Consider the following 13,312-nt stretch of genomic DNA (forward strand, 5'->3'; position numbering starts at 1 on the left):
ATTTTATATTTTAATATTTATTTAAATAGCTTATAACTAATATTAATATCCTGGATTATTCGGTTTAAGATTCGGATTTATATCCATTTGCGACAATGGTACAGACCATAAATAATCACGGGTATTATTAAATTTATATTCTCCCGCACGCAGGTAACCGCCATCGATACTTGAGGAAGAGCCTCCAAACTTAAATCCATGCAGATATCCATTGAGAACCTGATCCCCTATCTTCCAGCGTTTGATATCGAACCAACGCAGACCTTCGAGAGCAAGCTCGACACGCCTTTCATTCCTGATAATGTCCTGTAACTGCTGCTTACTTTTTGCACCAGGATAATCCAGGGCAACTGCAGTTGTATGCCCGGCCCGTGCACGGATAGGTTTAATAGTAAGTCCCCAGTCTTCCGAACTGATTTTATCTAATTCATTACATGCTTCGGCATACATCAACAGTACATCAGCATAACGAAACATGATGATATTCGTACTATTTTTCATATTCGCTCCCATGTTCCAGTCGTAATACTTGCGTACATAATATCCGGTTTTGGTTTGCAGTTCCAACATTCCTTTGTAAGAATCGCTTGTTCCTGAACCCAGTTTTGTTTTTATAATATCAATAGAGCCATCTTTATTGAGCCACTCGTAATTATCATACACTACTGTTCCCCACAAACGGGAATCCCTATTTACATACGGATTGTTTTCATCATACTCAGGATCTTTATCAGCGCCTTTTACCGGAAGTCCGTTAATTGTCAGATAAGAGTCTACCAGTTCCTGTGTAGGGTTGTCTGCTGATATTTCCGCATGTTTAGAAATCGGAGCCATGCCCTTCATGTCTGTCCATGTCTTTAATTCGGGAACATAAGTGATATCCAGAATAACCTCCCTATTATATTCCTGTTCAGGAGTAAAAAGCCTGAAATAGCTTTGCTCAGGATTTTGGGAATATTCAAACAACTTGTATTGACCATACTTATCCTGTTCTTTTATAAGGCGTCCTGCATATAATTTTACCTTTTCGTAATTGTTTTCGTAAAGATATGCCCGTGCCTGAAAAGCACATGCAGCACCGAGAGTTATACGTCCGTTTTCAGCAACAGGAAGATTATCAACCTTAGGCAGATAGCCTCTGTTAAGAATATCTTCGAGTTCGGTATGTATAAACTCCATTATAGTTGCTCTTGATGTACGGTTTATATCATAGGAGTCTTCTAAAGAGAGTTCGGAGGTAAAGAATGGTACATCTCCATAATAATTGGTCATTCTGAAGTAGATGAAAGCTCTTATAAAACGTATTTCGTCGATCATCCTGTTCTTTGCATTATCACTTAAACCCGGAATTCTGTCTATATTTTTAAGGAATACGTGACATGTTTTGATACCCCCATAAGAATCTTTCCATTCATTTTTGAACAGATCTAAAGAAGGGGTAGCCTGACCTCTACGTATAGTACTGGGATCACTTGAGCCATAGGTATGTACCATATTATCACCAAGAAATTCGTCCCGCCACATTATGCCGGCATTGTACATTTGGTTGTATGCCATATTTACAACCAGCATGGCCTTGGACTCAGATGTCCAATATTTAGCATCCGTAAATTTGTCGCGGGGTTCTCGGTCTAGGTCTTCACAAGAAGAAAAGAACAAAATGCCTGCGAGTATGGTTGCGATATATAATAATTTTCTCATATTCATATACTTATTTAAAATTCGATGTCAATACCAAATCCATAATATTTAAGAGTAGGATAATTTCGTCCACTATTTGTTCCGCTTCGTCCCATGTTATTATCATACTCCGACGATTCGGGATCGATGAACGAATTCTTTGACAAAGTGAATAAATTCTGAGCGTTTACATAAGCTCTGGCTTTGCCTAGGCCTATCTTTTGTACGATTTTCTTAGGAATAGTATATCCCACTTGAATATTTTTCAAACGAAGGTATTTTCCATCCAGGATAAAAATATCTGAACCCCGTTTCCAGTTGTTTGCAAAAGAATCCGAAGAATCGTCTGTCAGACGTGGATATTTCGCACCAGTATTTACCGGAGACCAGGTGTCGAGCTGGTGCTTAAACATTACCGGATACCAGGCACCACTGTGAAACGGTACATAGATATCACCACGAAGCGCTTGTTGACGCTTGCCTACACCTTGTATCAGCATCGACAGGTCGAAGCCTTTATAATCAACATTGTAGGTAAATCCGAAAGAATAGTGAGGGAAGCCATCACCCAAGTAAAAACGGTCATCATCATTTATTACACCATCGCCGTTGCGATCAACAAATTTCAGGTCGCCCGGCTGGATATTTTTCACATTATCAGGGATGGCGGAATTTTTGATTTCATCATAGCTTTGGAAAAATCCATCCGTTTTTAATCCATAATACGCACCTAAAGGTAAGCCTGCACGTGTAATATATCCTACATTGCTATCGACTGTTTCAATCTGATCTTGTGGAACATCGACAACTTTGTTTTTTGAATTTGCTATATTGAATGAAAAATTATGATTAAAGCCAGCTGCGCTTAGTCTATAATTCAGAGTGACTTCCCATCCGCGGTTTATCATTGACCCGATATTGACCTTTTCCAATTCAGTACCATATACACTTGGAGTTATCGGTTTATCGAGCATATCGGTCGTTTTCTGATCGAAATAATCGAGATTAACGACTAAAGAGTTGTTTAAGAATGTTAAGTCAGCTCCAATATTGAACGTTTTTACTTTTTCCCATTTCAGGTCAGGACTAGCTTCTGAAAATCCGGTTCCCGAGAAGGCATTATTATTGAATCCGACACTGTTGGTATAGGCTGTATATGTTGTAAAAAACAGATAGTCCTGTATTTCCTGATTACCAAGTATACCCCATGAACCACGGATTTTGAGATCTCCTATTTTGTCTCGATAGAAGTCCATAAAAGATTCTTCGGAAGGACGCCAACCTAATGAGACAGAAGGGAATGTCCCCCAGCGGTTATCTTTAGGGAAGCGGCTCGAGCCATCGGTACGCACTGTCGCTTCTGCATAATATTTATCTGCATAATTGTAATTTACACGGCCGAAAACAGATTGGATTACACGTTCTGTAGTACCATTTACCTCAGTTCTACTATCATTAAATACTGTTTGCGTCTCTCCTTCAGCAATCGGTATTCCCAAGTCGATATCAGTATATTTTGTTTTTACGTCTATTCCCTTATTATTCAAATACTCCTGCGAAACTCCGGCCATTGCCGTTAGTGTATGTTTGCCAAACTGCTTATTATAATCGAGTAGAAACTGTGCATTTAAGAATGTACCTTTAAATGAATAATTTTCGGTATCGCGGTCGGTATTTTCAGTTCTCGCTATTTCTGAACTATTCTGTTTATAAAGATCATACTGGAGCCTGCGTATAAAACGGGAATTGGATGTCATATCCCAACCGAATACACCTTTGGCTTTAAGGTTGTCGATTATCTTAAAGTCTAAACTAACACCAAGGTTTACTAAGTCATTATTATGCTTGTTGTAGCCCCCCAATTCGAGAGCAGCGGCAGAATTTGTACTAATAGAACTTTGAATATATCTTCCCGATGCATCTCTTGGTGCATTGTAATAATATTTCGGTGTACGGGCTGCATCGGCGATTTTAAAACCGGAATTCGCTTCATCCCCCTTTATATCATTTCTTGTATATCCTAGTATTACGTTCAACTTCATACGTTTATATTCAGTAGTGAGATTGGTCCGTAAATTATATCTTTTTACACCATAATCAGGACCTATGAAGTTACTCCCCTGATTGTAATATCCACCGGAAACCATATATGTCGAATTTGTTGTTCCACCGGAAACACTCACATTGTAGGATTGTTGCAGGGCTGTTTTGAAAATATAATCCATCATCCATTCAGCATCCTGATGATCTCTCAGATCCTGAATCTGCTGAGGGCTATAAGCAAGGCTATTTCCTCCATTTGCTAATGCTACATTCATCATCGTTGCATTTTGCCATCCATCGAGAGGTGTATACAAAATGTTAGGAGATTCAAACCCTACCGATCCGTTGAAACGAACTGTTGGCTTGGCGTTTTTCTCTCCTTGTTTAGTTGTAATCAAAATAACACCACTGGCCGAACGCGACCCGTAAATAGCAGTACTACCGGCATCTTTAAGTACAGATATGTTTGCTACATCGGCAGGGTTCAGCTTATTCATATTGTCTATATCGGTGATCATACCGTCGATAACAACCAATGGAGTATTATTTGTCTTAGTTTTGACCCCGCGAATATTTATATTCATAGTGTTGTCATTCGGGTTCATGCTCCTCTGCTGGATTACAAGATTGGGGGATGCCCCTTGCAATGCCTGTGTCAGATTAGCAACAGGACGATTTTCTATGGCTTTGGAAGTTATCTGGTCAACAGCTCCTACAACGTGTCTGCGTGTAGTAGTTCCATATCCGATAACAATTACCTCATCGAGCATTTTGGAGTCTTCTTCCATTACAATATTGAAGAATGAGGTGCTTCCGGCTTTTACTTCCTGAGTAAGGAATCCAACGTACGAAAAGACCAGAATATCGTTTTCATTACAGTTGATAGTAAAACCACCATCGATATCTGTTACTGTTCCATTGGTTGTACCTTTTACAGTCACACTTACCCCTATCAGAGGCTCTCCTGCACCATCTTTTATAATACCTTTTACGGCAGCCTGTATAGATGGTGGAGTAACTAAATTGTCAGTTTGCTTTGCATACACTCCTCCTGTGGTTAGGGACAGAACGAATGCCAGCAGCAAGCTAAAAATCAAAGATTCACACTTTTTGCAAGTCATACATGTTTGATTTAATTAATTATTCGATAAAATATTAGATTCAGTAAATAAATAAGATTATCGCTGAGTAAGCGATAAGAAAGAAATAGGTTAACTCGAACTTTCTTTTTCCATAAATATTAGTCTTTTAGGATTATTAGATTAATGTGTTCTTTAAAAGTCTACTTTGGTATTTTAAACTTTAATTAACACAAAAATAGACTTGATAACTTTTTTCTTTATACGAATTTGCGACATAAAAATACAGGAAACTGTTTTGGTATTTGATTCGTACTTTTTAGTCTCAAATTCGTACTTTCCTCAATGTTAAAGCACTTGGAAGTGGCCTCTATATATCAGTTTTTATATTAAACAATACCTAAAAAGTACTATATTTGTAATACTTTGTTATCTAACTATACAATATTCCACTCTTGTATTTAAAGATGGAGTCGTTCTAAATAAAAGCCAATACTATGAAATACAACTCACAATTTAATAGGCTTGTATTGTTTACAATCTTGATAATTTTATCCAACTCTATATGTGCTTATAGCCTTCGACAATATTCAAGTAAAAATGGGCTTTCTAACAGTGCTATATTATCCATGTATCAGGATAAAGGCGGCCTCATGTGGTTTGGGTCATGCGAAGGTTTAAATATGTTTGATGGCCTGAATTTTCAGGTCTTCATGCCATCAAATGAAGAGAATATCCTGTCCGGAAATATAATTGAAAGTATTCTTGAGGCAGAGGATAATACACTCTGGATACAGACAAATTATGGATTAGACCTTTTAGACAAACAGCTTAAGACCGTCCGCACCTTTAAAGAATTTAAGGGGAAAAACTGGATTATTAAAAGTCCGGCAAACGATATTTTTGTTGTAAAGAACGATAATTACCTTTACTATTATGTAGCAAAAGAAAATAAATTCCATAATATATATATAGAGGATCTGGTATTTGATGATATTCTGCAAATTGTTATTGATAAAGAAAATACCTTATGGGTTTTCATGAAAAACGGTAAATATTTCAGTTACAATATCCATTTGGATGAGAATAAAAAGCCAGCTCTTATCAAAAAGAACTATTTTACTAATAAAGAAAATATTATCTGGTGTTTTTATGAGGATGGTATCTTTTATTTTGTTGACGACACCTATGCGCTATATGAATTTGACCCGATTTCAAAGAATAAATACTATATACATGATATATCTGCCGAAGTGGTCAAATATGGAGATATATCATCTATCATCAAGTATAAGGATAACTATTTCATCGGATTTAAAAATAGTGGCTTGATCATACTACAACATATGCCAGAACAAAAAAAACGGTTCTCTATATATGAAGTAGATATAAAATCGGGTATTTTTTGCCTGATGAAAGATAAGTATCAGGATATTGTATGGGTTGGTACTGATGGACAGGGAGTATATATGTATTATACCGATTCGTATACAATAAAGGCAACACTATTCCGGGATCTTCCCCATAATATAAACAATCCTATAAGAACATTTTATCTCGATGATAAAAATACATTCTGGATTGGGACAAAAGGGGACGGGATCGTTTCTCTTGGCGGTTATGATATTGCAACAGGCAGCCAGACTACATCGACTCATTTTCAGACGATGAATAGTCAGCTAAAAGACAACTCAGTATATACGATAGTTCCCAGCAAAAAAAATATCTTATGGATAGGAAGCGAAAAAGGAATAAATTATTATTCATATAAAGATAGGAAAATTAAAAATATAGATGTATCCATAGACGGTAAACCGGTACAATATGTTCATTCGATATGCGAATTTAACGACTCTACACTTTGGATAGCCACTGTTGGCGAAGGTATTGTTAAAGCACGTCTGGGTGGAGACAACGATAATCCGGTGATAAGCAATGAGAAATTGTTTTTGTTTGATGAAGGTAAATTTTCTTCAAACTATTTTTTTACCACATATAAAGAAAACGATTCTATTATCTGGTTTGGAAATAGAGGATATGGCGCTTACAGGATCAATAATCATACTGAGGATATTGAAACTTTCACCTTCGACCAAAACGATAAAAATCAGACACTAAATGATATTTTTTCAATTCTGAAAAACAAGGACGGCTATTGGTTTGGAACAAGTTATGGGCTAGCCCGAATGTATGATGACGGAAAGAAACAAACTTTTGATAAAGATAACGGATTTCCTAACAACGCTATTCATGGCATCCTGCAAGATTATTATAACAACCTATGGCTAAGTACAAACCAGGGGCTTATCAAATTTAATATTGCACAAAATACATTTCAGACATATCGGCAACACAACGAGTTGGAAGTGACAGAATTTAGTGATGGAGCTTACTTTAAACACGAAAACACAGGCGTCTTATTCTTTGGCGGTATCAACGGTTTTGTAACAATTATCACTAACGAATTACCGAAAGAAGATTACAGCCCACCTATACATTTCAATGGCTTATCTATATTTGGTAAAGAGAATAATATATTCGACTTTTTAGAAATAGACAATGAGGATAAAACTCTGAAACTAAATTACAGGCAAAATTTCTTTTCAGTATCTTTCACCGCTGTCGATTATATACATGGCAACGATTACACTTACTTCTATAAATTGGATGAACTGAGTACTAACTGGATTGATAATGGTACTTCCAATACAGCAGCATTTACTAATATTTCTCCAGGTAAATATACCTTGTTGGTCAAGTACAGAAATAATATAACGGGGAAGGAAAGTCCTGTTCAATCTTTATTTATTGATATACTCCCTCCCTGGTATCTTACCAACATAGCTTATCTTGTATATGCCATACTTTCCCTTTGCATTCTGTTCATTATTATACGGTTTTCTATCAAATGGTATAAGATGAAAAAGGATAACATTATAGAAAGGTTAAACCGTCAGCAACGGGAAGAAATTTATGAGTCTAAACTTCGCTTCTTTACCAATATTACTCACGAACTATGTACTCCTTTGACTCTGATATATGGCCCATGCGAAAAGATACTTTCATACAAAAATACAGATAATTATATAAACAAATATGCAACCCTTATTCAGCACAATGCCGAAAAACTAAATAGTCTAATCTCCGAACTCATCGAATTCAGGCGATTGGAAACAGGCAATAAGACCCTTGAGATAAGGAATCTTTCTGTATCGGAGTTAACCCGCAATATAACAGATTCGTTTGTAGAATTAGCTGAAGCTAAAGGCTTCGAATATGAAGTTAGAATTGAAGAAAATGTTTTGTGGAATACCGATCCGAGTTGCTTATCCAAGGTTGTAACCAATCTTATTTCCAATGCTTTTAAGTATACATCCGATAATGGAAAAATAGGTTTAGAGCTATTTGTCAAAGGGGGAAAACTTAAGATTGTAGTCTCTAATACGGGAAAAGGCATTAAGAAAGAGAATATAGCTAAGATTTTCGACCGCTATACGATTCTTGACAATTTTGAGGAACAGAATAAGAATAAAGTGTCTCCAAGAAATGGCTTAGGGCTGGCGATTTGCAATAATATGGTAAAACTACTGGAAGGGGAGATAAATGTATCCAGCACTCCTAATGAAGTGACCATATTTACGGTAACTCTTCCTGTTTTGGAGGCTACCGACGACTCATCGGTTTACGATAGTACAGAACTGAGCCTTATAGAAGACCCCCTGCCTGTTAATCTGGAAAATTCACCCATACCGGATGATTATTTACTGCCTGGATATGATAAAGAAAAGAAAACAATAATGATTGTAGACGATGATCCGTCTATGTTGTGGTTTGTAACGGAGATTTTTATAGAACAGTACAATGTAATACCTATAAACGATCCGAAGGAAGTAATACCTTGCCTGAAAAAGAGTCTTCCCGATCTTATAATTTCGGATATAATGATGCCTGATATCGACGGCCTGTCACTAACAGCCTCAATAAAGGCGGATAAACTCCAAAACCATATACCGTTAATTCTTTTGTCAGCTAAAAATACCGAGGAAGACCAGATCAGGGGGATTGATTCAGGAGCTGAAGTGTATATCACCAAGCCATTTAATGTGAAGTATTTGGAAAAAGTGGTTGAGCGGTTAATTAAAAGAAAAGAAGATTTACAACAGTATTTCTCTTCGGCCTTAAGCTCCTTTGAAGTAAATGAAGGGAAACTTACGCATGAGGAAGACCGGAGATTCATGGAAAAAGTTTATGAAATAATAGATACAAATATTGCAAATCCAGATCTTTCTGTAGAGACTATCAGTTCCTCGTTGGGATATAGCACCCGCCAATTTTATCGAAGGCTAAAAGATATTACTCCCAAAAAAACAGTTGATATAATTAAGGAATATAAACTGGATATGGTAAAAAGGTTGTTGATCAGTACAAATTTATCTGTAGATGAAATTATGGATAGAACAGGCTTTGCTAATAGGGGAAACTTCTTCAAGATATTTTTTCAAAAGTTTGAAACAACTCCTAAAAAATACAGGGAAGAAGTCCGTAAAAATGCAGGAAAATCTAAAGAAGGCCCGTACTGCTAATAATAAAAGGATATTTGTTCTGTTGGGAACACTTATCCGAAATAAGCTTCCCTACTGCAGGTGCATAATTAATTCCCGAATAAACACACTCCACCCCATCTATTTATTTTTCTAATTTACAGCAAATTACATATTGTCTTTCAAAAATAATCGCAAAAATACTTTGTTGTGACCGAATAGTTACATATATTTGTATCCGAATGGTCACAATTAGGCAATAAATAGCATGGAAAAAAGAAAAGAACGCGACCGCGATAATACAGAAGAACGTCTGATAGGTGCAGTCGGTGAGTTGATAGTAGAAGTCGGATTTGAGAATCTGGGTATCAATCAGGTAGCCAAACAAGCAGGATTTTCGAAGAATCTGATATATCGTTATTTTGATTCGCTTGACGGATTGATATATGCTTATATGAAAAAGCATGATTTCTGGCTTAATACACCTTTAGAGCAACCGGATATTTCGGATATCAAAGGTTATCTGAAAGCCTTTTACCGCAGGGAGATAGCTGAATACAGAGAAAATATTGTTCTCAAAAGATTAAAACGGTGGGAGCTCTCCTCGGACAAAGATTTCGTAGTGGAAATCCGTGCCCAGCGGGAAAAGAATGGAGTGCAATTTATGGAGATGATGTCCGGATTCGCAAAGATAGACAAAGAGCAATTACAAGCCGTATCCACCCTTATGGATGCCGGAATATCCTATTTGGCAATTTTTGAAGATAACTGCCGGATGTATAATGGTATTGACATTCAAAGCGACAAAGGATGGGAGCAAATAATCGAAGGTATAGATACACTTATAGATATTATAATAAAGTAACCAATAATGAAAAAAGTAGTTTTAAACATGGTTTTAGCAGCGACAGTATTGAGTTGTAGCGGACAAAGTCCTGCTCCCTCCCAATTCGAAACCGGCAATATACAGGTTCGTGTGGAAGAAGGGAAAAACTGGTTACATGATTTCCCTATATTCTTTTTTATCAAAAAGAAGAACGCGCCGCAGATTGCTATCTGGACAGAAGATACGAAAGGTAATTTTATCTCGACCATCTATGTCAGTGAAAAACTTGCCAAACAGACGTGGATAGGTGCCAGAGGAAACAGACGGAAAGAATCCCTCCCTTGTTGGAGTCATGCACAGGGGGAACAATATTCGGACGGTTTATATCTTCCTACTAAAGAAGAGCCACTTACCGATGCGGTAACAGGAGCGACACCGAAAGGCAGTTTTTCGGCTAACCTGCAAATGGATGAAACAGTAAAGCACTTCATTGTTAAATGCGAGTTTAACCACTCTGTCGATTTCAACGAATACTATCCTAAGGATGCCAAAGAGGGCGACAGCAATTATTCCGGCGGGAAATTAGGAAGCGGACAGCCTGCTGTAGTTTACAGCATCGAAGTCGATATGACTAACGGACAAAAGGAATTTACCGGGAAATTAATTGGGCATAGCAGCCCCGATGGTTCAGACGGAAAAGTTTATCCCGATACTTCAAAACTGACTACAGCCCTTGATATTGTGAAAGGGATTACGGTTTCAGTCAAGGAATAGGCAGCATCTATTTTTTTAATCCAAATGTGACCGATTGGATACATTTATAAAACAAACGATCATGTTTCCATTTATATTATTCGGAGAGATAGGGCAGGAAAAGAAATGTCCATATCATGTACTGTCAGGGGAAAGGCATACTTATTACAGGATAACCTATAGCTATCCTTACGATTTAAACGAAGACATACTATTCATTTATGATGTCTTTTACGAATCGCTTAACCCGTTCGATCGACAATCGACGGTATCAAAAGTGAATAACAACGAACCGGTTATTCTGGATAGTATGTTTATCGAAGCCTTCAATCACTCAATAAGTCTTGCCCAAAAGACGAAAGGTGTATTCGATCCCACCATTGCACCGCTCATAAACCATTGGGGTTTTGGTTTTGAAGCATCAAAAGATAAAGAGATTGACAGTATAAAAGAGTATGTCGGATATGAGAAAATAAGCATTGAAAACGAACGGGTAGTGAAATCAGATCCCCGTGTACAGCTTAATTTCTCGGCGATGGGAGACGGTTTCTCCTGTGAATTGATAGCACGTTATCTCGACAGAAAAGGAGTGGAAAACTATATGGTAGATATAGGCGGGGAAATAATTACCAAAGGAAAGAATAGAACCGGCTCCGATTGGTCTGTCGGCATCCTCAAGCCTCCCGTAGACTTAGGGCAGGAAGCATCCCGATTTGAAGCGATAGTCCGGCTCAATGGCAGGATTTGTCTTGCCACTTCGGGAAACTATAACAACTACCGAACGAAAAATGGCAAAAAGTACGGACATACTATTAATCCATTGACGGGCACACCTGTGGACAATGATATTCTCAGTGCAACGGTTATCGCTTCCGATTGTGTTACGGCAGATGCTTACGCTACTGCTATTATGTCTGTCGAAGATGATAAACTAGATGACCTGTTAAAAACAGAACCGTCACTGGATTATTATCTTATCTGCAAGGAAAAATCCCAATCCGATAACTACAGTATAAAACAATCCACAGGGATGCGTAAATACCTCTGATATTTTTTTACCCAAATTGTGACCACCGGGCTACATAATTAATAACATAAAAACAAAGAAATGATGAAAACAGAAATTTTAGCAGCATTAGGCATTACGGCAGTCGGAATGCTTACTTCGTGTGATAAAGACCTGGTAGATTACCGCCAGGGCGATATCAAAGTGTATGTAAAAGAGGGGAAGGAGTACCTGCATGACTTTCCGGGACTTCTGGGGATTAACAAGAAAAATCCACCACAGATAGCCATGTGGATAGAAGACCTGAGCGGCAACTACATCAGTACTATTTATGTGAGCCATAAGATAGCTACTGAGTCGTGGCAGGGAAACAGTGGCAACCGGAGAAAAGAATCGCTTCCTGTATGGTGCCATTCGCGGGGCATACAATATCCTGATGGGTTATATCTGCCGACAAAAGGTGAACCGATGGTCGACGGCATTTCAGGAGCAACCCCTCACGGCAATTTCGATGTGAAAATGACTCCGGTAGGAAACTTAAAGCAGTTTGTTGTTAAGGTAGAATTAAACCATTCAACAGACTGGAACGACTATTACCCAAAAGGAGCAAAGGAAGGTGATTCCAACTGGACGGGTGGCAAAGATGGTAGCGGACAGCCTGCGGTTGTATATGCGGCAACCATCAACCTTGATTCGGATAAAAAGCAATATACCGCAACCCTGATTGGACACAGCAGCCCTGACGGGTCAAACGGTGAACTTTATACCGATTTGTCTTCCCTGACATCGGCTTTGGAAATAGTAAAAGAAATAACAATAAACATTGAGTAAAATGAAGAATTTAATTTTAATTGCGCTTTTGAGCTTATCGGTCATAACGGCTAAAGCACAAACAAAGGAAAAAGAATGTAAGATATCATTCGCCACGACAATCGGAACAGGATTGTCTATGAGCACACCGTCAAAGACACCGTTTACATGGCAGGTACTGGGCTATTATAACCTGACTGACAGATGGGCTGTAGGAGCCGGAACAGGGTTGTCTTTCTATGAGAAAACGCTTATCCCGGTATTCGGTGATGTGAAATTTCAAATCGGCAGGACACGTAAATTCACTCCTTATGCAGAACTGGCAATGGGGTACTCTTTCGCTCCAGCCAACGACGCTAACGGAGGATATTTTGCAAACCCTTCTATCGGTATTCAGTACCCGTTAAAGAATAGAATGAGGCTGCAATTTGCCGTTGGCTATGAATGGCAGGATTTGAAACGACTGAAGAAACAAACCGACAACTACTTTCATAAAGAATTTGAAGAAAAGTTGTGGCATCAGGCGATCTCATTTAAGGTGGGTTTAACTTTCTAAAGATTCTACGAGTAAGGA

Annotated in this window: 8 protein-coding genes; 6 read left to right on the forward strand and 2 right to left on the reverse strand. The window is 38.0% G+C overall.

What is annotated here, in order from left to right; genetic code table 11:
• Positions 1 to 42 precede the first annotated feature (42 nt).
• Together QZL88_RS09900 and QZL88_RS09905 are read right to left on the reverse strand one after the other, a co-directional pair.
• Positions 43 to 1,701 (reverse strand): RagB/SusD family nutrient uptake outer membrane protein, encoded by a 1,659-nt coding sequence (locus QZL88_RS09900; protein ID WP_363927430.1) that lies wholly within the window; start codon positions 1,699 to 1,701, stop codon positions 43 to 45.
• Between the two features lie 14 nt (positions 1,702 to 1,715).
• Positions 1,716 to 4,844, reverse strand: a complete 3,129-nt coding sequence (locus QZL88_RS09905; RefSeq protein WP_296940663.1) for a TonB-dependent receptor — start codon at positions 4,842 to 4,844, stop codon at positions 1,716 to 1,718.
• A gap of 455 nt (positions 4,845 to 5,299) precedes the next feature.
• Here QZL88_RS09905 and QZL88_RS09910 point away from each other — a divergent pair, with 455 nt between their 5' ends.
• The 6 genes from QZL88_RS09910 (at position 5,300) to QZL88_RS09935 (ending at position 13,294) form a co-directional block, all read left to right on the forward strand.
• Positions 5,300 to 9,385 (forward strand): hybrid sensor histidine kinase/response regulator transcription factor, encoded by a 4,086-nt coding sequence (locus tag QZL88_RS09910; protein WP_296940665.1) that lies wholly within the window; start codon positions 5,300 to 5,302, stop codon positions 9,383 to 9,385.
• A 226-nt stretch (positions 9,386 to 9,611) separates the two neighbouring features.
• Positions 9,612 to 10,208 (forward strand): TetR/AcrR family transcriptional regulator, encoded by a 597-nt coding sequence (locus QZL88_RS09915; RefSeq protein ID WP_296940668.1) that lies wholly within the window; start codon positions 9,612 to 9,614, stop codon positions 10,206 to 10,208.
• Positions 10,209 to 10,214: 6 nt separating this feature from the next.
• Positions 10,215 to 10,943: a hypothetical protein gene (locus tag QZL88_RS09920; RefSeq protein WP_296940670.1), complete on the forward strand. Its 729-nt coding sequence runs from the start codon at positions 10,215 to 10,217 to the stop codon at positions 10,941 to 10,943.
• A gap of 61 nt (positions 10,944 to 11,004) precedes the next feature.
• Positions 11,005 to 11,970: an FAD:protein FMN transferase gene (locus tag QZL88_RS09925; protein WP_296940673.1), complete on the forward strand. Its 966-nt coding sequence runs from the start codon at positions 11,005 to 11,007 to the stop codon at positions 11,968 to 11,970.
• A 60-nt stretch (positions 11,971 to 12,030) separates the two neighbouring features.
• Positions 12,031 to 12,759 (forward strand): hypothetical protein, encoded by a 729-nt coding sequence (locus tag QZL88_RS09930; RefSeq protein WP_296940675.1) that lies wholly within the window; start codon positions 12,031 to 12,033, stop codon positions 12,757 to 12,759.
• A 1-nt stretch (position 12,760) separates the two neighbouring features.
• Complete coding sequence (locus QZL88_RS09935) at positions 12,761 to 13,294, forward strand: hypothetical protein (RefSeq protein WP_296940677.1); 534 nt, start codon at positions 12,761 to 12,763, stop codon at positions 13,292 to 13,294.
• The last annotated feature ends 18 nt before the right edge of the window (positions 13,295 to 13,312 follow it).

This window comes from uncultured Dysgonomonas sp., from assembly GCF_900079725.1.
In the GTDB taxonomy this organism is placed as follows: Bacteria; Bacteroidota; Bacteroidia; order Bacteroidales; family Dysgonomonadaceae; genus Dysgonomonas.